This window comes from Modestobacter sp. VKM Ac-2986 (assembly GCF_026967795.1).
GTDB lineage: Bacteria > Actinomycetota > Actinomycetes > Mycobacteriales > Geodermatophilaceae > Modestobacter.
On sequence record NZ_JAPVBH010000001.1, the window covers coordinates 786437 to 809829 of the forward strand.

Annotated in this window: 20 protein-coding genes and 3 tRNA genes; 20 read left to right on the plus strand and 3 right to left on the minus strand. The window is 70.5% G+C overall.

Annotated elements, in window-relative coordinates:
• Nucleotides 1-127: 127 nt before the first annotated feature.
• From O2W14_RS03830 to O2W14_RS03900, 15 genes are all read left to right on the plus strand, one after another.
• Nucleotides 128-200, plus strand: a tRNA-Thr gene (locus tag O2W14_RS03830).
• A gap of 58 nt (nt 201-258) precedes the next feature.
• Nucleotides 259-332 (plus strand) — tRNA-Met (locus O2W14_RS03835).
• Between the two features lie 111 nt (nt 333-443).
• Nucleotides 444-608 (plus strand): 50S ribosomal protein L33, encoded by a 165-nt coding sequence (gene rpmG / locus O2W14_RS03840; protein WP_014742879.1) that lies wholly within the window; start codon nt 444-446, stop codon nt 606-608.
• Nucleotides 609-638: 30 nt separating this feature from the next.
• On the plus strand, nt 639-1085 hold the full coding sequence (locus O2W14_RS03845) for a MaoC family dehydratase N-terminal domain-containing protein (protein WP_269174764.1): 447 nt from the start codon (nt 639-641) through the stop codon (nt 1083-1085).
• Nucleotides 1082-1504 carry a MaoC family dehydratase gene (locus O2W14_RS03850; RefSeq protein ID WP_269174765.1) on the plus strand — a complete coding sequence of 141 codons (423 nt, stop codon included), beginning with the start codon at nt 1082-1084 and terminating at the stop codon, nt 1502-1504. Before O2W14_RS03845 ends, O2W14_RS03850 begins: the two co-directional genes overlap by 4 nt.
• A 154-nt stretch (nt 1505-1658) precedes the next feature.
• Nucleotides 1659-2912 carry a M1 family aminopeptidase gene (locus tag O2W14_RS03855; protein WP_269174766.1) on the plus strand — a complete coding sequence of 418 codons (1254 nt, stop codon included), beginning with the start codon at nt 1659-1661 and terminating at the stop codon, nt 2910-2912.
• A 165-nt stretch (nt 2913-3077) separates the two neighbouring features.
• Nucleotides 3078-3153 (plus strand) — tRNA-Trp (locus O2W14_RS03860).
• A 45-nt stretch (nt 3154-3198) separates the two neighbouring features.
• Entirely contained in the window at nt 3199-3669 is a 471-nt protein-coding gene (gene secE, locus O2W14_RS03865) for a preprotein translocase subunit SecE (protein ID WP_269174767.1), read from the plus strand.
• Nucleotides 3670-3712: 43 nt separating this feature from the next.
• Entirely contained in the window at nt 3713-4720 is a 1008-nt protein-coding gene (gene nusG, locus O2W14_RS19985; RefSeq protein ID WP_269174768.1) for a transcription termination/antitermination protein NusG, read from the plus strand.
• A gap of 95 nt (nt 4721-4815) precedes the next feature.
• Nucleotides 4816-5244 carry a 50S ribosomal protein L11 gene (gene rplK / locus O2W14_RS03875; RefSeq protein ID WP_269174769.1) on the plus strand — a complete coding sequence of 143 codons (429 nt, stop codon included), beginning with the start codon at nt 4816-4818 and terminating at the stop codon, nt 5242-5244.
• A 124-nt stretch (nt 5245-5368) separates the two neighbouring features.
• Entirely contained in the window at nt 5369-6088 is a 720-nt protein-coding gene (gene rplA / locus O2W14_RS03880) for a 50S ribosomal protein L1 (RefSeq protein ID WP_269174770.1), read from the plus strand.
• Between the two features lie 381 nt (nt 6089-6469).
• Complete coding sequence (gene rplJ / locus O2W14_RS03885) at nt 6470-7096, plus strand: 50S ribosomal protein L10 (RefSeq protein WP_269174771.1); 627 nt, start codon at nt 6470-6472, stop codon at nt 7094-7096.
• Nucleotides 7097-7113: 17 nt separating this feature from the next.
• Complete coding sequence (rplL, locus tag O2W14_RS03890; RefSeq protein WP_269174772.1) at nt 7114-7503, plus strand: 50S ribosomal protein L7/L12; 390 nt, start codon at nt 7114-7116, stop codon at nt 7501-7503.
• Nucleotides 7504-8063: 560 nt separating this feature from the next.
• Nucleotides 8064-11558 carry a DNA-directed RNA polymerase subunit beta gene (gene rpoB / locus O2W14_RS03895; RefSeq protein WP_269174773.1) on the plus strand — a complete coding sequence of 1165 codons (3495 nt, stop codon included), beginning with the start codon at nt 8064-8066 and terminating at the stop codon, nt 11556-11558.
• A 102-nt stretch (nt 11559-11660) separates the two neighbouring features.
• Complete coding sequence (locus O2W14_RS03900; protein ID WP_269174774.1) at nt 11661-15551, plus strand: DNA-directed RNA polymerase subunit beta'; 3891 nt, start codon at nt 11661-11663, stop codon at nt 15549-15551.
• A 111-nt stretch (nt 15552-15662) separates the two neighbouring features.
• Here O2W14_RS03900 and O2W14_RS03905 read toward each other — a convergent pair whose 3' ends face one another.
• The 3 genes from O2W14_RS03905 to O2W14_RS03915 all read right to left on the minus strand — a co-directional run bounded on the left by O2W14_RS03905 (nt 15663) and on the right by O2W14_RS03915 (nt 18059).
• Entirely contained in the window at nt 15663-16703 is a 1041-nt protein-coding gene (locus O2W14_RS03905) for an LLM class F420-dependent oxidoreductase (RefSeq protein WP_269174775.1), read from the minus strand.
• A gap of 61 nt (nt 16704-16764) precedes the next feature.
• Nucleotides 16765-16980 (minus strand): hypothetical protein, encoded by a 216-nt coding sequence (locus tag O2W14_RS03910; RefSeq protein ID WP_269174776.1) that lies wholly within the window; start codon nt 16978-16980, stop codon nt 16765-16767.
• Between the two features lie 71 nt (nt 16981-17051).
• Nucleotides 17052-18059 (minus strand): hypothetical protein, encoded by a 1008-nt coding sequence (locus O2W14_RS03915; protein ID WP_269174777.1) that lies wholly within the window; start codon nt 18057-18059, stop codon nt 17052-17054.
• 589 nt (nt 18060-18648) lie between these two features.
• Here O2W14_RS03915 and rpsL point away from each other — a divergent pair.
• The 5 genes from rpsL to rpsJ all read left to right on the plus strand — a co-directional run bounded on the left by rpsL (nt 18649) and on the right by rpsJ (nt 23390).
• Nucleotides 18649-19023 carry a 30S ribosomal protein S12 gene (gene rpsL / locus O2W14_RS03920; protein WP_163612608.1) on the plus strand — a complete coding sequence of 125 codons (375 nt, stop codon included), beginning with the start codon at nt 18649-18651 and terminating at the stop codon, nt 19021-19023.
• A complete protein-coding gene (gene rpsG / locus O2W14_RS03925; protein WP_269174778.1) occupies nt 19023-19493 on the plus strand; it encodes a 30S ribosomal protein S7 in 471 nt (156 codons plus the stop codon). The genes rpsL and rpsG overlap by 1 nt, the downstream gene beginning before the upstream one ends.
• Nucleotides 19494-19575: 82 nt before the next feature.
• Nucleotides 19576-21675, plus strand: coding sequence for an elongation factor G (gene fusA, locus O2W14_RS03930; RefSeq protein ID WP_269174779.1), 2100 nt, complete (start codon nt 19576-19578; stop codon nt 21673-21675).
• Between the two features lie 97 nt (nt 21676-21772).
• Nucleotides 21773-22966 carry an elongation factor Tu gene (tuf, locus tag O2W14_RS03935; protein ID WP_269174780.1) on the plus strand — a complete coding sequence of 398 codons (1194 nt, stop codon included), beginning with the start codon at nt 21773-21775 and terminating at the stop codon, nt 22964-22966.
• Nucleotides 22967-23084: 118 nt separating this feature from the next.
• Nucleotides 23085-23390, plus strand: coding sequence for a 30S ribosomal protein S10 (rpsJ, locus tag O2W14_RS03940; protein WP_012950483.1), 306 nt, complete (start codon nt 23085-23087; stop codon nt 23388-23390).
• Nucleotides 23391-23393: the final 3 nt, after the last annotated feature.

The following is a 23393-nucleotide window of genomic DNA, read 5'->3' on the forward strand; positions in this document are numbered from 1 at the left end:
ACGTCGTCGTCGGCGAGCCCGCGGAGGGGGTCGAGCAGGGCGCCTGTTACAGTCTTCGAGCGCGGTCGAGGGGGCCCGCCGAGTCGCCCACGGCGACTTGGTAGAGTCTCCATCGCTTCCGAGCAAGGCCCCTTTAGCTCAGTCGGCAGAGCGTCTCCATGGTAAGGAGAAGGTCTACGGTTCGATTCCGTAAAGGGGCTCGTAGGATCGAGTACTGACCACCGGTCCAGTCGCGAGACCCGGGCCGCGCGGTCACCCGGCGGTGTAGCTCAGCCTGGTAGAGCAAACGGCTCATAATCGTTGTGTCACCGGTTCAAGTCCGGTCACCGCTACTCCTGACGGACCCCGCCAGCCGGGGTCCGTCGTCGTGTCCGGCTCCTGCCGGACACGGGCACCACACACAGTCGATACCTTTCGACCACCGACAAGGCGAGGATGCACCCATGGCAGCCACAGACGTCCGTCCGAAGATCACCCTGGCCTGCCAGGAGTGCAAGAACCGCAACTACATCACCCGCAAGAACCGTCGGAACGACCCCGACCGGATCGAGCTGAAGAAGTACTGCCCGACCGACCGGAAGCACACGGTCCACCGCGAGACGCGCTGACCGCACGGTCGTAGGGGAGAGGGCGGGAGCATGGCGCTGGACGCAGGACTGGTCGGGCGCAGCTACCCGCCCTCTGCCGTGTACGAGGTCGGTCGGGAGAAGATCGCCGAGTTCGCCACCGCGCTCGGCGACGCCGACCCGGTCTACCGGGACACCGCCGCCGCCCGCGCCGCCGGCCACCCCGACGTGATCGCCCCGCCCACCTTCGCCATCGTGCTGAGCCTGGGCGCCGGCAACGTGGTCGTCTCCGACCCCGAGGTCGGCATCGACTACAGCCGGGTCGTGCACGGTGAGCAGCGGTTCACCCACCACCGCCCGATCCGGGCCGGGGACCGGCTGGTCGCCACCGCCACCATCGACGCGGTGCGCACCGTGGCCGGCAACGACATGCTCACCACCCGGGTCGACCTGGCCACCACCGACGGCGAGCCGGTCTGCACCACACACTCCATGCTCGTCGCCCGGGGCACGGCATGAGCCCCCGGCCGGTCGACGTCACCGTCGGCACCGAGCTGCCCGAGCAGGTCTCCCGCGTCACCCGCGCCGACCTGGTCCGCTACGCCGGCGCCTCCGGTGACCTCAACGTCATCCACTGGAACGAGCGGGTCGCCCGCGAGGTCGGCCTCCCCGGCGTCATCGCCCACGGCATGCTCACCGCCGGCCTCGCCGCCCGCGCCGTCACCGCGTGGGCGGGTGACCCGGGAGCGGTCGTCGAGTACTCGGTGCGCTTCAGCCGGCCCGTGGTCGTCCCCGACGACGACGACGGCGCTGAGCTCACCGTCCGCGGCCGGGTCGCCGCCCTGCTGGACGACGGCCGCGTCCGGGTCGACCTGACGGTCACCAGCGGCGGCGAGAAGGTCCTGTCCCTGGCCCGCGCCGTCGTCGCGCTGGGCTGACCCGGCGACGACGGTGCGCCGGGGCGGGGTGCTCCTCGCCGTCCTGCTGCTCGCCACCGGGTGCACGGACGCGGGGTCTGCCGACGCGCCCGCCGCGGCCTCCTCGTCCGGTGGTTGCGCGGCCGGACGGGCGGCGCCGGACCCGGACCGGCCGGTGGTCGACCTCGCCTTCTCCCTGGCCGAGGACCGGCGCACCGTGACCGGCACCGAGACCGTCGTCCTCACCCCGGACCTGCCCACCGACGAGCTGGTGTTCCGGCTGGTGCCAAACGGCCCGGACAGCACGGCCCGGGGGGACGAGCTCACCGTCGACGCGGTCCGCGGGGACGACGTCACCGGGGGCGGCTACGAGGACGCCGGGGCGGCCGCCCCGGGTGGCCGGTACGTCGTCACCCTGGACCACACGCTCACGGCGGGGGAGTCCACCGAGGTCGCGCTGGACTTCACGCTGCGGCTCGGCGGGGGCGGCTTCGAGCGGCTCGGCACCGCACCCGACGTCTCCTGGTGGGCCAGCGGGGCACCGCTGCTGGCCTGGGAGCCGGGGGTCGGCTGGGCGCGGGACCCGTTCACCGCGCTCACCGGGGAGACCGCCAGCAGCCCGGTCGCCGACACGACGGTCTCGGTGGACGCCCCGGCCGACCTCACCGTGCTGATGACCGGCGACCAGGCCGAGCCGACCCGGGAGCGGGCGGGCCGGCGCACCTGGACCTCCCGCGAGCCGGTCGCCCGCGACGTGAGCGTGGCCGTCGGGGCCTTCACGACCGCCGAGACCGACGTGGACGGCGTCCGGGTCACCACCGGTGTGCTGCCCGGGGCCGGACGGGACCCGGCGCGCCTGGCCCGGGAGACCGCGACGGCGGTCGAGGCGCTCGCGGAGCGGTTCGGCCCGTTCCCCTACGCGACGCTGACCGTGCCGTGGCTGCCCGACCTCGGCGGCGGGATCGAGTACCCGTCGTCGGTGCTGCTGGCCAGCACCGACGAGCAGGTGCTGGTGCACGAGGTCGCCCACATGTGGTTCTACGGGATGGTCGGCAACAGCCAGTTCCGCGACCCGTGGCTGGACGAGGCCTTCGCCAGCTACGCCGAGTCGGTCACCCGGCAGCCGCCGCCGGCCCGGGTGGCCCGCGACCTGGCCGCCGAGGGCGACGTCGGTGGGTCGATGGCCGACTTCGCCGACGACCGGGCCTACGTCCGGGCCGTCTACGCCAAGGGCGGGGCGATGCTGCTCACCGCCCGGGAGCGGGCCGGCGCGGACGCCTTCGACGCCGCCCTGCGCTGTCACGTCGACGCGGCGGCCTGGACGACCGCCACGCCGGCCGACGTCGCGGCCGCCCTGGCCGACCTCCCCGCGGCGCTCGCCGTCCTGCAGGAGGCCGGGGCGCTGGACCCCGAGGACCTCCCGCGCTGACCGCGGACCCCCGTCCGGAGGGTGCGACCGGGCGTGTTCGCTGCCTCGCAGCACGGTCCCGTACACTCGTCGGCTGGGGCCAGTGGGACCCCGCCACCGGCGTGCCCCGGAGGCCTCTTCCGGGAGGCGTCACGTGGCCGCGCCGCACGCGGGCCGGCTTCCCCTAGGGGTGTAGCTCAATTGGCAGAGCAGCGGTCTCCAAAACCGCAGGCTGCAGGTTCAAGTCCTGTCACCCCTGCCACCGTCCGACGACCGAAGAGAGCCCGACCGACGTGAGCGAGGCGCTGTGAGCGAGAAGGACGGCGAGCCGGACGGCCAGCGGCCCGACCCCGATCAGCCCGGCGTCGACCCGTTGGACGCCGAAGCCCCGGGCGTCGACGACGCCGCGGAGCTCGAGGCCGCCGAGGCCGAGCTCGCCGACGAGGCGGCCACCGACGAGGACAAGACCGTCGCCGCCCCGGTCGTCCGCCGCGGCCGTGCCGCACGCACCGCCGCTCGTACCGACGCACCCGCCGGGGACGGGACCCGGTCGCGGGCCGACGCCGAGCGGGCCCGGGCCGCGGAGCTGCGCCGCAAGCGCAGCCTCGGCCGGTTCCTCCGCGAGGTCGTCGCCGAGCTGCGCAAGGTCATCTGGCCGGGGCGCAAGGAGCTCATCACCTACACGACCGTCGTGATCATCTTCGTGGCGGTCATGGTGGCCCTGGTGGCCGGCCTCGACATCCTCTTCGCCCAGGGCGTGCTCGCCGTCTTCGGCTGACCGCCCCCAGCGACTGCACCACCCTCCAGAAGGAAGAGACCCTGTGACCGACCCCCGTGAGCCCTTCGAGACCGACAGTGCCGTCGAGGCCATCGACCTCGACGACGCCCGGTTCGACGAGCGCGGCACCACCGACCTCGAGACGGGCACCGACGACAGCACCGGGTCCGCCGAGGGGTCCGTCGACACCGCCGACCAGGACACCGAGACCGAGGACGTCGACGTCGTCCCCGACGACGAGTCCGGCGTCCGCCAGACCGGCTCCGTCGAGGGGTCGCTCGACAGCCCGGACCTGACCGCCGACAACCCGATGGGCAACGCGTCGGTGTCCGGCAACGGCAACTCCCGTGGGTCCGTGGACGACGTCCTGGTCGCCGACCCGCTCGCCGAGCCGGCGCCGGACCACGACCCGCTGGTCACCGAGACCCTCGAGGAAGCGGTCGCCGAGGACCAGGACCCGGCCGAGGCGCTGCGCACCACGCTGAAGGGCCAGTTCGGCGACTGGTACGTGATCCACTCCTACGCGGGCTACGAGAACAAGGTGAAGACCAACCTCGAGTCCCGGATCACGTCGCTGGACATGGAGGACTACATCTTCCAGATCGAGGTGCCCACCGAGGAGGTCACCGAGATCAAGAACGGCAAGCGGACCCAGGTCAACCGCAAGAAGCTGCCCGGGTACCTGCTCGTCCGGATGGACCTCAACGACGAGTCGTGGGGCGCGGTGCGCAACACCCCCGGTGTCACCGGCTTCGTCGGCGCGACGTCCAAGCCCTCCCCGCTGAGCATCGACGAGGTCGTCAACCTCCTCGTCACCGCCATCCCGGAGACCTCCGCGGCCGCGGCCGAGACGGCTCCCGCCGCCAGCCCCGCCGCCGTCGCCGAGTTCGAGGTCGGCGAGTCCGTCACCGTCATGGACGGCCCGTTCGCCACGCTGCCGGCCACCATCAACGAGATCAACCCCGAGCAGCAGAAGCTGCAGGTGCTGGTCTCGATCTTCGGCCGCGAGACCCCCGTGGAGCTGTCCTTCACGCAGGTCTCCAAGATCTAGACGAAGGACCCCCTCGCCCCCCACCCCTCGCGAGCTCGGGGTGGGACCCTACGAGGGGGCCGAACCGTTCCACATCAACAACGAAGAAGGAAGTCATGCCCCCTAGGAAGCGGTTGACCGCGGTCATCAAGCTCCAGATCAAGGCCGGCGCGGCCACCCCCGCGCCGCCCGTGGGTCCGGCGCTCGGCCAGCACGGCGTCAACATCATGGAGTTCTGCAAGGCCTACAACGCCGCGACCGAGTCGCAGCGTGGGGACATCGTCCCCGTGGAGATCTCGGTCTTCGAGGACCGGTCCTTCACCTTCATCACCAAGACGCCGCCGGCAGCCCGCATGCTGCTGAAGGCCGCCGGTGTGGAGAAGGGCTCGGGCGAGCCGCACAAGACCAAGGTCGCCACCGTCACCCGTGACCAGGTCCGCGAGATCGCCACGGTCAAGATGGAGGACCTGAACGCCAACGACCTCGAGCAGGCCGAGAAGATCATCGCCGGCACCGCCCGGTCGATGGGCATCACGGTCAAGTGAGGCACCGCCGCTGACCCCAGCGGCGTCGGCACCACCAGTACCACCCCGGCACGTGTGGGAGGGCCCTCGCCGGCCCGGTCACCACGAGACCGCCGCTGCACCCAGCGGCAGGAGAGGAACCACCATGGCGAAGCACGGCAAGAACTACCGCAAGGTCGCCGAGCTGGTCGACCAGGACTCGCTCTACAGCCCGCTGCAGGCCGCGGGTCTGGCCAAGCAGACCTCGACCACCAAGTACGACGCGACCGTCGAGGTCGCGATCCGCCTCGGCGTCGACCCCCGCAAGGCCGACCAGATGGTCCGCGGCACGGTCAACCTGCCCCACGGCACCGGCAAGACCGCCCGCGTCATCGTGTTCGCCACCGGCGACAAGGCCGCCGAGGCCACCGCCGCCGGCGCCGACGTCGTGGGTGCCGAGGACCTGATCGAGCGCATCCAGGGCGGCTTCCTGGACTTCGACGCCGCGATCGCGACCCCGGACCAGATGGCCAAGGTCGGCCGGATCGCCCGCATCCTCGGCCCCCGTGGCCTGATGCCGAACCCGAAGACCGGCACGGTGACCCCCGACGTCACCAAGGCCGTCAACGACATCAAGGGCGGGAAGATCAACTTCCGCGTCGACAAGCAGGCCAACCTGCACCTGGTGATCGGCAAGGCCTCCTTCGACGAGACCAAGCTGGTGGAGAACTACGCCGCCGCCCTCGACGAGGTGCTCCGCGCCAAGCCGTCCGCGGCCAAGGGCCGGTACCTGAAGAAGGTCACCGTCTCCACCACCATGGGCCCGGGCATCCCGGTCGACCCGAACCGCACGCGCAACCTGACCGTCGACGAGGTCAACGCCTGAGAGGACCCCCTTCCTCCCCACCCTTCGCGAGCTCAGGGTGGGCCCTGGAAGGGGGCCGACCGAACGGCGCCGTCCCAGCTGGGGCGGCGCCGTTCGGCGTTCCCGGGCCGGTGGCCGCCGGCCGGGAGGTCGGTGTACCCTTGTCGCTGTTCCCCCCAAGACCGCTGGTCGTCGCACGTCCGCGTGCGATCGAAGGTCCGGATCCCGGACGTCCTGCGCAGGTGGACGGCTCGACGAACGCGTCGTGGCACGGGCCCAGCGCCCGGTACCGCGGTACGTCCCTCGCCCCGTGCGCCCTGCGCCGGGGCGTTCCTCGTCTCCGGGCCCCGATCGCCCGCTGTGCACCCGGCCGGCGGTCGCCCGACAGACGAGAGGAGGCCCATGCCCACGCAGGCGAAGGCCGCGGTGATCGAGGAGATCACCGAGCGGTTCCAGAACTCCAGTGCGGCCGTGCTCACCGAGTACCGCGGGCTCACCGTTGCGCAGCTGACCCAGCTGCGCCGTTCCCTCGGTGCGGGCAGCAGCTACGCCGTCGTCAAGAACACCCTGACGAAGCGGGCGGCGGACGCGGTCGGTCACCCCGACCTCGCCCCGCTGCTCACCGGTCCCACCGCGATCGCCTTCATCGACGGCGACCCGGTCGAGGCCGCCAAGGCCATCCGTGACTTCGCGCGGGCCAACCCGCTCCTGGTCATCAAGGGCGGCGTGGTCGAGGGCCGCACGGTCGACGCAGCCGAGGTCACCCGCCTCGCCGACGTCGAGTCCCGTGAGGTCCTGCTGGCCAAGCTGGCCGGCGCGATGAAGGGCAACCTGACCAAGGCCGCCGGCCTGTTCCAGGCCCCGCTGTCGCAGGTCGCCCGCCTCGCCGCCGCGCTGCAGGAGAAGAAGGAGGCGGCCGGCGAGAGCCTGCCCGCCGCCGACGCTCCGGCCGCCGACGACACCGCTGCTGCTGACACCACCCCCGACACGACCGATGCTGCCGCGGACACCGCGGTCAGCACCGACTGAACCCCCTAGGAGACACCATGGCCAAGCTTTCTTCCGACGAGCTGCTCGACGCCTTCAAGGAGATGACGCTCCTGGAGCTGTCTGACTTCGTGAAGCAGTTCGAGGAGACCTTCGACGTCACCGCCGCTGCCCCCGTCGCGATCGCCGCCGCCGGTGGCGGTGGCGGTGCCGCCCCGGCCGAGGCCGCTGCCGAGCAGGACGAGTTCGACGTCATCCTCGAGGCCGCCGGCGACAAGAAGATCCAGGTCATCAAGGAGGTGCGCGGCCTCACGTCCCTCGGCCTCAAGGAGGCCAAGGACCTGGTCGACAACGCCCCCAAGCCCGTCCTGGAGAAGGTCGCCAAGGACGCCGCCGAGAAGGCCAAGGCCTCCCTCGAGGGCGCTGGCGCCACCGTCACCGTCAAGTGACCCCCCTCCCGGTGGCCTCGGCCGCCGGGACCCCGGCCCTGGCCGGATAGCACCACAGCACCTCACGACAGGGGCCGCTCCACTCTGGTGGAGCGGCCCCTGTCCGCGTCCTGCGGCCCGTCGTGCGGGACGCGCCGTGGCCACCGGCCCCACCGCCGGGGGACCGGCGTGGCGGCTGGACCCCTGCCCCGGCACTGGCATCATCGGTGTCCGAGAGCACTCCCAGGACGTCGCCGACGCGCCGCCCCGACCACCGCCAGCGCGGCCGCGGTACCCCGCACGGGTGTCGCCCCGCACGCACCGGCGGTCGACGTGGACAGCGGCGCGCAGCAGGGGTAGGGTCTCCTGTTGCGCTGCCCTCTGACTGCCCGCCCCGCCGAGCCGGGTCACCAGAGGTGCCCAGGTCCCCGACGTCGTCCCTCCGGGCGACGTCCCCCGGTCACCTCCTCCGACCCGCCCGACGGTGTTCCGGCCGAAGCGGTCAGCCCCGCCGATACCGACGACGACCCAGGACGAAAAGCACCCGCCCGCACGTCGTGAGGTCCTTGGAAGGACGCATCTTGGCAGGCTCTCGCCCCACCAGCACCACCACCACCGATCACAGCACCACCCCGGTCGACGTCCAGTCCGGTCCCCGCACCGGCGGCGCCGACCAGCTCAAGATCCCCGGCGCCCCGCTGCGCGTCTCGTTCGCCAAGATCCACGAGCCCCTCGAGGTGCCGGACCTGCTCGCCCTGCAGACCGCCTCCTTCGAGTGGCTGGTCGGCAGCCCCGCGTGGAAGGCCACCCTCGCCCCCGAGGAGCAGGCCGACGCGGTCGGCGGTCTCGCGGAGATCCTCGAGGAGATCTCCCCGATCGAGGACTTCAGCGGTTCCATGTCGCTGTCCTTCTCCAACCCGCGCTTCGAGGACGTCAAGGCGTCCCTCGAGGAGTGCAAGGACAAGGACATGACCTACGCGGCGCCGCTGTTCGTCACCGCCGAGTTCATGAACAACACCACCGGCGAGATCAAGAGCCAGACGGTGTTCATGGGCGACTTCCCGGTGATGACGAGCAAGGGCACGTTCGTCATCAACGGCACCGAGCGCGTCGTCGTCTCCCAGCTCGTCCGCTCGCCCGGCGTCTACTTCGACAAGACCCTGGACAAGACGTCGGACAAGGACGTCTACAGCGCCAAGGTCATCCCCAGCCGTGGTGCGTGGCTGGAGTTCGACGTCGACAAGCGCGACACCGTCGGCGTCCGCATCGACCGCAAGCGCCGCCAGCCGGTCAGCGTGCTGCTCAAGGCCCTCGGCTGGACCGAGGACCGCATCCGCGAGCACTTCCAGTGGTCGCCCACGATGCTGGCCACGCTGGAGAAGGACCACATCGCCGGCCAGGACGAGGCGCTGCTGGACATCTACCGCAAGCTGCGCCCGGGCGAGCCGCCGACGCGTGAGTCCGCGCAGGCGCTGCTGGAGAACCTCTTCTTCAACCCCAAGCGCTACGACCTCGCGAAGGTCGGCCGCTACAAGGTGAACAAGAAGCTCCAGGTGGAGGTCGCCCAGGGCACCTCGACGCTGACCGAGGACGACATCGTCGCCACCATCGAGTACGTGGTCCGCCTGCACGCCGGCGAGCCCGACTTCGACGTCGACGACATCGACCACTTCGGCAACCGCCGGCTGCGCACCGTGGGCGAGCTGATCCAGAACCAGATCCGGGTCGGCCTCTCCCGCATGGAGCGCGTGGTCCGCGAGCGGATGACGACCCAGGACGTCGAGGCGATCACGCCACAGACCCTGATCAACATCCGGCCGGTCGTCGCCTCCATCAAGGAGTTCTTCGGCACCAGCCAGCTCTCGCAGTTCATGGACCAGACCAACCCGCTCGCGGGCCTGACCCACAAGCGCCGCCTGTCGGCGCTGGGCCCGGGTGGTCTGTCCCGTGAGCGCGCGGGCATGGAGGTCCGCGACGTGCACCCCAGCCACTACGGCCGGATGTGCCCGATCGAGACCCCTGAGGGCCCGAACATCGGCCTGATCGGCTCGCTGTCCTCCTTCGCGCGGGTGAACCCCTTCGGCTTCATCGAGACGCCGTACCGCAAGGTCGAGAACGGCACCGTCACCGACCAGATCGACTACCTCACCGCGGACGAGGAGGACCGGTTCGTCGTCGCCCAGGCCAACTCGCCGCTGGACGCCAGCAACCGCTTCGCCGAGGACCTGGTCCTGGTCCGCACCAAGGGCGGCGAGACCACCGACCTCGCGCCGGAGAACGTCGACTACATGGACGTCTCGCCGCGTCAGATGACGTCGGTCGCGACGGCGATGATCCCGTTCCTCGAGCACGACGACGCCAACCGCGCCCTGATGGGCGCGAACATGCAGCGTCAGGCCGTCCCGCTGCTGCGCAGCGAGGCGCCGCTGGTCGGCACCGGCATGGAGCTGCACGCCGCCGTCGACGCCGGTGACGTCGTGGTGGCCGAGAAGGCCGGTGTGGTCGAGGACTCCACCGCCGACTACGTCACCGTCATGGCCGACGACGGGACCCGGCAGACCTACCGGCTGCTGAAGTTCCAGCGCTCGAACCAGGGCACCTCGATCAACCAGAACCCGGTGGTCGAGGAGGGGCAGCGCGTCGAGGCCGGTCAGGTCATCGCCGACGGTCCCTGCACCGACGAGGGCGAGATGGCGCTGGGCAAGAACCTGCTCGTCGCCTTCATGCCCTGGGAGGGCCACAACTACGAGGACGCGATCATCCTGTCGCAGCGCCTCGTGCAGGACGACGTCCTGTCCTCGATCCACATCGAGGAGTTCGAGGTCGACGCCCGCGACACCAAGCTGGGCGCCGAGGAGATCACCCGGGACATCCCCAACGTCTCCGAGGAGGTCCTCGCCGACCTCGACGAGCGCGGGATCATCCGGATCGGTGCCGAAGTCGTCCCCGGCGACATCCTCGTCGGCAAGGTCACGCCCAAGGGCGAGACCGAGCTGACCCCCGAGGAGCGGCTGCTGCGGGCGATCTTCGGTGAGAAGGCCCGCGAGGTCCGCGACACGAGCCTCAAGGTCAAGCACGGTGAGTCCGGCAAGGTCATCGGCGTCCGCGTGTTCTCCCGCGAGGACGGCGACGAGCTGCCCGCCGGCGTGAACGAGCTCATCCGGGTCTACGTGGCCCAGATGCGCAAGATCAGCGACGGCGACAAGCTGGCCGGCCGCCACGGCAACAAGGGCGTCATCTCCAAGATCCTCCCGCAGGAGGACATGCCGTTCCTCGAGGACGGCACCCCGGTCGACATCGTGCTCAACCCGCTGGGCGTGCCCGGCCGGATGAACGTCGGCCAGGTCCTGGAGATGCACCTCGGGTGGATCGCCAAGCAGGGCTGGGAGGTCGAGGGCACCCCGGAGTGGGCCGCCAAGATCCCCGGCGCCGCACGGCAGGCCGCCCCGGGCACCCGGACCGCCACGCCGGTGTTCGACGGTGCCCGCGAGGAGGAGCTCATCGGCCTGCTCGGCTCGACGACCCCGAACCGGGACGGCGAGCGGATGGTCAAGGAGACCGGCAAGGCCCGGCTGTTCGACGGTCGTTCCGGGGAGCCCTACCCCGAGCCGATCGCCGTGGGCTACGTCTACATCCTGAAGCTGCTGCACCTGGTCGACGACAAGATCCACGCCCGTTCGACCGGCCCGTACTCGATGATCACGCAGCAGCCGCTGGGTGGTAAGGCGCAGTTCGGTGGCCAGCGCTTCGGTGAGATGGAGTGCTGGGCGATGCAGGCCTACGGCGCCGCGTACGCGCTGCAGGAGCTGCTCACCATCAAGTCCGACGACATCCTCGGCCGCGTGAAGGTCTACGAGGCCATCGTCAAGGGCGAGAACATCCCCGAGCCGGGCATCCCCGAGTCGTTCAAGGTGTTGCTCAAGGAGCTCCAGTCGCTCTGCCTGAACGTGGAGGTCCTCTCCAGCGACGGCAACGCGATCGAGCTGCGCGACACCGACGACGAGGTCTTCCGGGCCGCGGAGGAGCTGGGCATCGACCTGTCCCGCCGCGAGCCGTCGTCCGTCGAGGACGTCTGATCGGTCGCCGGCCGGCCCCGCACCCCGGGGCCGGCCGGCGTCCCCGACACACAGCATTGATTGCAGTAACTAGCCCCTGAAAGGGGTCACAGAGTGCTCGACGTGAACTTCTTCGACGAACTGCGCATCGGCCTTGCCAGCGGAGACGACATCCGCCAGTGGTCCCACGGCGAGGTGAAGAAGCCCGAGACCATCAACTACCGCACCCTCCGTCCGGAGAAGGACGGTCTCTTCTGCGAGAAGATCTTCGGTCCCACCCGGGACTGGGAGTGCTACTGCGGGAAGTACAAGCGCGTCCGCTTCAAGGGCATCATCTGCGAGCGCTGCGGCGTCGAGGTCACCCGCGCCAAGGTGCGTCGTGAGCGGATGGGCCACATCGAGCTGGCCGCGCCGGTCACCCACATCTGGTTCTTCAAGGGCGTGCCCTCGCGACTGGGCTACCTGCTGGACCTGGCGCCCAAGGACCTCGAGAAGATCATCTACTTCGCGGCCTACATGATCACCTCCGTCGACGACGAGGCGCGTCACCGCGACCTGCCGACCGTCGAGGCCGAGATCAGCGCCGAGAAGTCGAACCTCGAGGGTCGCCGCGACGCCGACGTGGAGGCCCGCCAGCAGAAGCTGGAGGCCGACCTCGCCGAGCTCGAGGCCGAGGGTGCCAAGTCCGACGTGCGCCGCAAGGTGCGCGAGGGCGGCGAGCGCGAGATGCGCCAGCTGCGCGACCGCGCGCAGCGGGAGATCGACCGCCTCGACGAGGTGATGGACACCTTCCGCAAGCTGGAGGTCAAGCAGCTCATCGCCGACGAGGGCCTCTACCGCGAGCTGCGTGACCGCTTCGGTGAGTACTTCGAGGGCGGCATGGGTGCTGCGGCGCTGCAGAAGCTGCTCGCCGGCTTCGACCTGGACGCCGAGGCGATCTCGCTGCGCGAGACCATCCGCAGCGGCAAGGGCCAGCGCAAGCTGCGCGCGCTCAAGCGGCTCAAGGTCGTGGCCGCGTTCCAGCAGACCGCCAACTCGCCCATGGGCATGGTGCTCGACTGCGTCCCGGTCATCCCGCCGGACCTGCGCCCGATGGTGCAGCTCGACGGTGGCCGCTTCGCCACCAGCGACATGAACGACCTGTACCGCCGGGTGATCAACCGCAACAACCGGCTCAAGCGCCTGCTCGACCTGGGTGCGCCGGAGATCATCGTCAACAACGAGAAGCGGATGCTCCAGGAGTCCGTGGACGCGCTGTTCGACAACGGTCGTCGCGGCCGCCCGGTCACCGGTCCCGGCAACCGTCCGCTGAAGTCCCTGAGCGACCTGCTCAAGGGCAAGCAGGGCCGGTTCCGCCAGAACCTGCTCGGCAAGCGCGTCGACTACTCCGGCCGTTCGGTCATCGTCGTCGGCCCGCAGCTGAAGCTGCACCAGTGCGGTCTGCCCAAGCAGATGGCCCTGGAGCTGTTCAAGCCCTTCGTGATGAAGCGGCTCGTCGACCTCAACCACGCGCAGAACATCAAGTCCGCCAAGCGGATGGTGGAGCGCGCGCGGCCGGTCGTCTGGGACGTGCTCGAGGAGGTCATCACCGAGCACCCGGTGCTGCTGAACCGTGCACCGACGCTGCACCGTCTGGGCATCCAGGCCTTCGAGCCCCAGCTGGTCGAGGGCAAGGCCATCCAGATCCACCCGCTGGTCTGCACCGCGTTCAACGCGGACTTCGACGGTGACCAGATGGCGGTGCACCTGCCGCTGTCGGCCGAGGCGCAGGCCGAGGCCCGCATCCTCATGCTGTCCAGCAACAACATCCTGAGCCCGGCCGACGGTCGTCCGATCACCGCGCCGACCCAGGACATGGTGCTGGGCCTCTACCACCTGACCACGCTGTCGGCGTCGGTCGAGGTGCCCGAGGGCGAGCGCGCCAAGTCCTACTCCACGACCGCCGAGGCGATCATGGCGTACGACCAGGGCACGCTGGGTCTGCAGGAGCGGGTCACCATCCGCCTGTCCGAGGTCTTCGGCGTCGACAACGGCCCGAACGACGCGTGGGAGGCCCCCGAGGGCTGGGAGCCCGGCACGCCGGCGCTCATCTCCACCAGCCTGGGCCGGGTCCTGTTCAACGAGGCCCTGCCGGAGGACTACCCCTTCGTCAACTACCAGGTGCCCAAGAAGGCCCTCGGCGCGATCGTCAACGACCTCGCCGAGCGCTACCCCAAGGTGCAGGTGGCCGCGACCCTGGACGCCCTCAAGTCGGCCGGCTTCCGCTGGGCGACCCGCTCGGGCGTCACGATCGCGATCGACGACGTCGTCACCCCGCCGGTGAAGGCACAGATCCTCGAGCGTCACGAGGACGAGGCCCGCAAGATCGAGCGTCAGTACGAGCGCGGCGTCATCACCGACGCCGAGCGTCGTTCCGAGCTCATCGAGATCTGGACCCGCGCGCGGGCCGAGGTCAGCCAGGCGATGGTCGACAACTTCCCGACCACCAACCCGGTGTGGGTCATGGTCAACTCCGGCGCCCGCGGCAACATGATGCAGATCAGCCAGATCGCCGGCATGCGTGGCCTGGTGGCCAACCCGAAGGGCGAGATCATCCCGCGGCCGATCAAGGCCAACTTCCGGGAGGGGCTGTCGGTGCTGGAGTACTTCATCTCCACGCACGGCGCTCGCAAGGGCCTGGCCGACACCGCGCTCCGCACGGCCGACTCCGGCTACCTCACCCGCCGGCTGGTCGACGTCTCGCAGGACGTCATCATCCGCGAGGAGGACTGTGGCACCGAGCGTGGCGTGATCATGCCGATCGGCACCCTGGTCGACGGCAAGGTCACCCGTGACGCCCACGTGGAGACCAGCGTGTACGCACGTGCGCTGGCCGCCGACGTGGTCGCCGAGGACGGCACGGTCATCGCGCCGGCCAACGCCGACCTGGGTGACGTGCTCATCGCCCAGCTGGTCGACGCCGGCGTCGCCGAGGTCAAGGTCCGCTGCGTGCTCACCTGTGAGTCGCTGCTGGGGACCTGTGCCACCTGCTACGGCCGGTCGCTGGCCTCCGGGCACCTGGTCGACGTCGGTGAGGCGGTCGGCATCATCGCCGCCCAGTCCATCGGCGAGCCCGGCACCCAGCTGACGATGCGCACCTTCCACACCGGTGGTGTGGCCGGTGCCGACATCACGCACGGTCTGCCGCGTGTGGTGGAGCTCTTCGAGGCCCGCGTCCCCAAGGGCAAGGCCCCGATCGCCGAGCTGGCCGGCACCGTCCGGATCGAGGACGGCGAGCAGTTCCGCAAGCTCACCATCACCCCGGACGACGGCTCGGACGAGGTCGTCTACGAGAAGATGTCGCGCCGGTCGCGCCTCCGCGTGGAGGACGGCGGTCACGTCGAGGTCGGCGAGCAGCTGACCGAGGGTGCCGTCGACCCGCACGAGGTGCTGCGGATCATGGGCCCGCGCGAGGTGCAGCTGCACCTCGTCCGCGAGGTCCAGGAGGTCTACCGCAGCCAGGGCGTGTCGATCCACGACAAGCACATCGAGGTGATCATCCGCCAGATGCTGAAGCGGGTGACCATCATCGACTCGGGTGCGACGGAGTTCCTGCCCGGGGCGCTGGTCGAGCGGACGCTCTTCGAGACCGAGAACCGTCGGGTCGTCTCCGAGGGTGGCGAGCCGGCCTCGGCCCGCCCGGTCCTGATGGGGATCACCAAGGCGTCGCTGGCGACGGAGTCGTGGCTGTCGGCCGCCTCCTTCCAGGAGACGACCAAGGTGCTCACCGACGCCGCGATCCAGGGCAAGAGCGACAGCCTGCTCGGGCTCAAGGAGAACGTGATCATCGGCAAGCTCATCCCGGCCGGTACCGGGATCAGCCGCTACCGCAACATCACGGTCGAGCCGACCGAGGAGGCACGCGCCGCGGTCTACACCATGGCCGGCTACGACGACGGGCAGTACTACAGCCCCGACGTCTTCGGTCAGGGCACGGGCGAGGCAGTCCGGCTCGAGGAGTACGACTGGCGCTGATGCGCTGAGTGAGTGACGAAGGGCCCCGTCGACGCGAGTCGGCGGGGCCCTTCTCGCGTCCCCGGGCCGTCACGTGACGCAACGGCCCGGGTGTGCGGGGCGGTCGGCGGCTCAGCCCGCCAGGCGGCGCATGGTCTCGACGGTGCGCAGGCGCCCCTCGCGGCTGTCGTCCAGCGGCTGGAGCACGAGGGTGGTCACGCCGGCCTCGGCGAAGGCGGCGACCCGCTCGGCCACGTGGGACTCCGGGCCGATGAGCGACGTCGCCCGGACCAGGTCCTCGGGCACGGCCGCGGCCGCCTCCGCCGTCCGGCCGGCCAGGTACAGGTCCTGGATGGTCTCGGCCTCCGCCTCGTAGCCGTAGCGGCGGGCCAGGTCGTTGTAGAAGTTGCGGCCCTTGGCGCCCATCCCGCCCACGTAGAGCGCGATGCCCGGGCGGACCGCGTCGACCAGGTGGTCGACGTCCTCGCCGACGGCCACCGGGACGCCGACGACGACGTCGAGGTCACCCAGCGCGGGGTCGCGGCGGGCCCGACCGGCCGCCAGCGGGGCGCCCCACACCTCGGCCGCGCGCTCGGGGTGGAAGAGGATCGGCTCCCAGCCCTCGGCGATCTCCGCGGCCAACTCGACGTTCTTCGGGCCCAGGGCGGCGAGCAGCACCGGGACCCGCTCGCGCACCGGGGTGTTGATCAGCTTCAGCGGCTTCCCCAGCCCGGTGCCCTGGTCGGCGGGCAGCGGGACGGTGTACTTCGGGCCCTCGTGGACCAGCCGCTCGCGCCGCCACACCTGGCGGCAGATCTCGACGACCTCCCGGGTGCGCTGCAGCGGAGCGTCGTAGGGGACGCCGTGCCAGCCCTCGACCACCTGCGGCCCCGAGGCGCCCAGCCCCAGGGTGAACCGGCCGCCGGAGACGTGGTCCAGGCCGGCCGCGGTCATGGCCATCAGGGCGGGGGTGCGGCTGTAGATCGGCAGGATCCCGCTCATCAGCTCGACCCGCTCGGTCACCGCGGCCAGGTAGCCCAGCTGGCTCACCGCGTCGAAGGTGTAGACCTCCGCGACGCTGACGACGTCGAGCCCGGCGGACTCGAGGTCGCGGACCTCCTCCGCCGTCTGGCTGAAGTCCCCGGCATAGCTGGCCTGGATCCCGATCCGCATGGCCGGACGCTACCGGGCAGCCGGCCCCGCCACCGGTCCGGCGGCGGGGGAGCGGATGCCCCTACAGGGCGCGGACGGTGCCCACGACGTGGGTCACGACGCGGACGCCGTCGACGTCCCGCGGCACCCGCCCGTCGGCGTCGGCCTCGGTCAGGTCGACCCGGACCACGTAGTCGGCGTCCTGGCGCGCCAGCCCGACGCCGGCGATGCCGGGGTCGGCTGCGAACCGGGCGGCCAGCGTGCTCTTGGCGGCCCGGGCGGAGGCGCGGTCGGTCATGCACCCATGGTGCCCCCGTCCACGCCTCCTGCCCACACCTGCGCGCACGGTCCCCGCCCGGAGGGGGCGGGTCAGCCGGTGGGGGAGGAGGGGCCGGCCCACCACTCCACGCCGAGACCGGCCAGCACGGTGGCCAGCGGGTTGGCGAAGGTGACCCCACCGCCGGCGCTGCCGCCCTCGGTCGACCCGGCGAACAGCAGCCCCACGGGTGCCCGGTCGCGGCTGCGCCAGATGACCGAGCCGCTGTCGCCCCCGGCGCTGAAGGCGCCGGTGAGCCCCTCGACCTCCACCTGGTCGTCGAAGGTGTGCACCCCGTCGTCGTACTGCACGCCGACCCCGTCGACCTCGACGGCGGTGATGCGGCCACGGGTGTGCCCCGTGGTCCGCCCGACCTTCTCCACCAGCTCGTCGGGGTCGACGTCGTCGGCGGCGGCCACCTGTGCGCGGAGGGTACCGCCCGGGTAGCCGGCCGGGTCGGCCTGCACGTCGGGGTCCAGTGCGGCGATCGCGGCGTCGACCAGGGTGCCGGGCCCGTCGCCGAAGGGCACGAAGCCCGCCAGCCGGCCGATGCGGTCCGCGGCCCGCCCGCCGTCGGCGACGCCGGGCTGCAGCACCGGGTCCCCGAGGGCGGCGGCCCCGCTGTCGGCCAGGACGTGGCTGTTGCTCAGCACCAGCAGCCCGTCGGTGCCGGGCCGGCGGACGAAACCGCCCAGGGTGCCGGCGGTGACGTCGGAGTGGCTGACCGACAGCCCCGGCCGCAGCGGCCGCACCCGGCGCTGCAGCTCCTCCGGGGCGGACGGGTCCGGGGAGGTGAGCAGCCGTACCGCCCCGATCACCCGGACGTCGACCTCGGCCAGTGCGGACTCGTCCAGCCCGGCGAGGACGACGTCGGCGTCCCGCTGATCGATCAGCCGGATGGCCAGGTGCACCTGGTCGGGCGCCACGGGCCGCAGTCCGAGGGCGACGCCGCTCCAGCCGGTGGCCCCACCGACGGAGCTGGCGACGACGCCCCCGGGCGGGGACTCGCTGAGGCGCTGGGACAGCCGTGCCTTGAGTTCGCGGGCGGTGTCGGGGAGCACGGGGTACCTCCGGGCAGCAGCGGGACGTGAGCAGTTCGCGACCGACGGTAGGGCCGGACACCGACAGGAGCGACGCGACCGAGGGAGACGGGCACCCGGGACGGTCGTACGGAGGCCCGGCCGGTGTACGTTGCCGCGAGGCCCGGTCAGGACCGCCGGCGCCCGGGAATGGGCCACCGCCACCGGCGGTTGGCACCCAACAGACCGGTGACCCTGGCGCGCGGCCCACATGTCGACCCGGCTTTGACCGGGTCGAGGGGGCCGGGTACTGTGGTTAGCTGTGCCCAGGATGACTGGGCCTGCTCCTGTTCGTGGTGCACCTGAGCGTCCGTCGGTCTCCGGATCGACAGAGCGCCGGGGGTCATCTCCCGCCTGACGGCGGGGCCGCTGCAAGGCGGGGTGACCGGCACCGGGCGAGGAGTGCGGGGTCCGGTCGAGTCAGTCGGCCGGTTCCCGGGAGAGGGCGACACGCCCGACCTCGGGGGCCGGAGGCGGTCCACGGGCCCGTCGGCCGGGTGACCGGGCACGCATCGAGCACCGCATCACATCCACAGCACGACCCAGCGCAGGTAGGAGATCCAGGCCACCCATGCCCACGATCAACCAGCTGGTCCGCAAGGGCCGCGAGGACAAGGTCGAGAAGACCAAGACCCCGGCGTTGAAGAGCTCTCCTCAGCGCCGCGGGGTGTGCACCCGCGTGTACACGACGACCCCGAAGAAGCCGAACTCCGCGCTGCGCAAGGTCGCCCGTGTCCGGCTCACCAGTGGTGTCGAGGTGACCGCCTACATCCCGGGTGTCGGGCACAACCTGCAGGAGCACTCGATGGTGCTCGTGCGTGGTGGTCGCGTGAAGGACCTCCCCGGCGTTCGGTACAAGATCATCCGCGGCTCGCTGGACACCCAGGGCGTCCGCGGCCGCAAGCAGGCGCGCAGCAAGTACGGCGCGAAGAAGGAGAAGAGCTAATGCCTCGCAAGGGCCCCGCCCCGAAGCGCCCGCTCGTCGCCGACCCGGTGTACCAGTCGCCGCTGGTGACCCAGCTGGTGAACAAGGTCCTCATCGACGGCAAGCGCTCGGTCGCCGAGGCGATCGTCTACGGCGCACTCGAGGGCGTCCGCGCCAAGGGCGACACCGACCCGGTCGTGGTGCTCAAGCGCGCGCTGGACAACGTGAAGCCCGCCCTGGAGGTGCGCAGCCGCCGTGTCGGTGGCGCCACGTACCAGGTGCCGATCGAGGTCCGTCCCTCCCGCAGCACGACGCTCGGCCTGCGCTGGCTCATCCAGTACAGCCGCGCCCGTCGCGAGAAGACGATGACCGAGCGCCTCATGAACGAGCTCCTGGACGCCAGCAACGGCCTCGGTGCCGCTGTGAAGCGTCGCGAGGACACCCACAAGATGGCCGAGTCGAACAAGGCCTTCGCGCACTACCGCTGGTGACGACGGTCCATCAGCAGCCGCTGCCCGCGGTGAACCCGGGCGACCCCCGGACACCGTGCACGGACAGAAAGAGGAGTAAGTGATGGCCCAGAACCAGGCCCAACTCGCCAAGACCCGCAACATCGGGATCATGGCGCACATCGACGCCGGCAAGACGACGACGACCGAGCGGATCCTCTTCTACACCGGTATCAACTACAAGATCGGTGAAGTCCACGACGGCGCTGCCACGATGGACTGGATGGAGCAGGAGCAGGAGCGCGGCATCACCATCACGTCGGCCGCGACGAAGTGCACCTGGAACGGCCACGACATCAACATCATCGACACCCCGGGGCACGTCGACTTCACCGTCGAGGTGGAGCGGTCCCTGCGCGTGCTCGACGGTGCGGTCGCGGTCTACGACGGTGTCGCCGGTGTCGAGCCGCAGACCGAGCAGGTGTGGCGGCAGGCGGAGAAGTACAGCGTCCCGCGCATGTGCTTCGTCAACAAGCTCGACCGCACGGGTGCGGACTTCTTCCGCTGCGTCGACATGATGGTCGAGCGGCTCAACGCCAACGCGCTGGTGCTGCAGCTGCCGATCGGTGCCGAGGCCGACTTCATCGGCGTCGTCGACCTGGTGCAGATGAAGGCCCTCACCTGGCGCGGTGAGACCAAGATGGGCGAGGACTACGCCATCGAGGACATCCCCGCCGAGCTGGCCGACCAGGCCGCCGAGTACCGCGAGAAGCTCCTCGAGAACATCGCGGACTTCGACGACTCGCTGATGGAGGACTACCTCGCCGGCGAGGAGATCGCCGTCGACCGGCTCAAGGCCGCCATCCGCAAGGCCACCATCGCCGGCCAGGTGAACCCGGTCCTCACCGGCACCGCGTTCAAGAACAAGGGCGTCCAGCCCCTGCTCGACGCCGTCGTGGACTACCTGCCCAGCCCGCTGGACATCGAGGCCATCGTCGGCACCGCGCTCGACGGCGAGACCGAGGTCCTGCGGCACGCCGACGAGGACGAGCCGTTCTCCGCGCTGGCCTTCAAGATCCAGACCGACCAGCACCTCGGCAAGCTCACCTACATCCGGGTCTACTCCGGCAAGCTCGACGCGGGCTCCCCGGTGCTGAACAGCACCAAGGACCGCAAGGAGCGGGTCGGCAAGATCTACCAGATGCACGCGAACAAGCGTGAGGAGCGGTCGGGTGTCGGCGCCGGCGAGATCGTGGCCGTCAACGGCATGAAGAACACGACGACGGGCGACACGCTCTGCGACCCGCAGAAGCCGGTCATCCTCGAGTCGATGACCTTCCCCGCGCCGGTCATCTCGGTCGCCATCGAGCCGAAGACGAAGAGCGACCAGGAGAAGCTGGGCACGGCCATCCAGAAGCTGGCCGAGGAGGACCCGACGTTCCAGGTCCGCCTCGACGAGGAGACCGGCCAGACGGTCATCTCCGGCATGGGTGAGCTGCACCTGGAGATCCTGGTCGACCGCATGCGGCGTGAGTTCAACGTCGAGGCGAACGTCGGCAAGCCGCAGGTGGCCTACCGCGAGACGATCCGCAAGGCCGTCGAGCGCTACGACTACACGCACAAGAAGCAGACGGGTGGCTCCGGCCAGTTCGCGAAGGTGCAGATCGCCATCGAGCCGCTCGAGATGAGCGCCGACTCGGCGACCTACGAGTTCGAGAACAAGGTCACCGGTGGTCGCATCCCGCGGGAGTACATCCCGTCGGTCGACCAGGGCATGCAGGACGCCATGCAGTACGGCGTGCTCGCCGGCTACCCGATGGTGGGCGTCAAGGCCTCCCTGCTGGACGGCCAGTACCACGAGGTCGACTCCTCGGAGATGGCCTTCAAGATCGCCGGTTCGATCGCCTTCAAGGAGGCGGCACGCAAGGCCAGCCCGGCCCTGCTGGAGCCGCTCATGGCGGTCGAGGTCGTCACGCCCGAGGACAACATGGGCGACGTCATCGGCGACCTGAACTCCCGCCGCGGCACCATCCAGGCGATGGAGGAGCGTTCCGGCGCCCGAGTCGTCAAGGCACTGGTCCCGCTGTCGGAGATGTTCGGCTACGTGGGCGACCTGCGCAGCCGCACACAGGGACGGGCGAGCTACACCATGGTGTTCGACACCTACGCTGAGGTTCCTGCCAACGTCGCCAAGGAGATCATCGCCAAGGCGACTGGCGAATAACCAGTCGGTCGGCCGCGGGTGAGAGCCCGCGGCCGGCGAGCACCGCCCGCACCCCCACAAACGCGCACGACTGCGAAGACACGGAGAGAGGATCCCAGTGGCCAAGGCCAAGTTCGAGCGGACCAAGCCGCACGTCAACATCGGCACCATCGGGCACATCGACCACGGCAAGACGACGCTGACCGCGGCGATCACCAAGGTCCTGCACGACAAGTACCCGGAGCTCAACGAGGCGTCTGCGTTCGACCAGATCGACAAGGCGCCCGAGGAGAAGGCCCGCGGCATCACGATCTCGATCGCTCACGTCGAGTACCAGACCGAGAACCGCCACTACGCGCACGTCGACTGCCCCGGGCACGCCGACTACATCAAGAACATGATCACCGGCGCCGCGCAGATGGACGGTGCCATCCTGGTGGTCGCCGCCACCGACGGCCCGATGCCGCAGACCAAGGAGCACGTGCTCCTGGCCCGCCAGGTCGGTGTCCCCTACATCGTCGTGGCGCTCAACAAGGCCGACATGGTCGACGACGAGGAGATCCTCGAGCTCGTCGAGCTCGAGGTCCGCGAGCTCCTCAGCGAGTACGAGTTCCCGGGCGACGACCTCCCCGTCATCCGCGTCTCGGCGCTGAAGGCCCTCGAGGGCGACGCCGAGTGGGGCGACAAGCTCATGGAGCTCATGAACGCGGTCGACACCGCGATCCCCGAGCCCGAGCGTGAGATCGACAAGCCGTTCCTCATGCCCGTCGAGGACGTCTTCACGATCACCGGTCGCGGCACCGTCGTGACCGGTCGCGTCGAGCGCGGCATCGTCAAGGTGTCGGAGACCATCGAGATCGTCGGCATCCGCCCGACCTCGACCCAGACCACGGTCACGGGTGTCGAGATGTTCCGCAAGCTGCTCGACCAGGGCCAGGCCGGCGACAACGTCGGGCTGCTCCTGCGCGGCATCAAGCGCGAGGACGTCGAGCGCGGCCAGGTCGTCGTGAAGCCGGGTTCCATCACCCCGCACACGAACTTCGAGGGCTCCGTCTACATCCTCTCGAAGGACGAGGGCGGCCGTCACACGCCGTTCTTCAACAACTACCGTCCCCAGTTCTACTTCCGGACCACGGACGTGACCGGCGTGGTGACCCTGCCCGCCGGCACCGAGATGGTCATGCCCGGTGACAACACCGAGATGTCGGTCGAGCTGATCCAGCCGATCGCCATGGAGGAGGGCCTGCGCTTCGCCATCCGCGAGGGTGGCCGCACCGTCGGTGCCGGCCGGGTCGTCAAGATCAACAAGTGACACCCTGACGGGCGGCGGCCGGACCGGCCGCCGCCCGTCAGTCGGGTCGGGACACCGACCCAGGGTCAGCAGACCCACACGAACTTTCACAACCGATCGGCAGGAGCGAAGACAACCGATGGCGGGACAGAAGATCCGCATCCGGCTGAAGGCCTACGACCACGAGGCGATCGATGCCTCTGCTCGTCGCATCGTCGAGACGGTCACGAAGACCGGTGCCCGCGTCGTCGGCCCCGTGCCGCTGCCGACGGAGAAGAACGTGTACTGCGTCATCCGCTCGCCGCACAAGTACAAGGACTCGCGCGAGCACTTCGAGATGCGCACCCACAAGCGGCTCATCGACATCCTCGACCCGACGCCGAAGACGGTCGACGCGCTCATGCGCATCGACCTGCCGGCCTCCGTCGACGTCAACATCCAGTAAGGG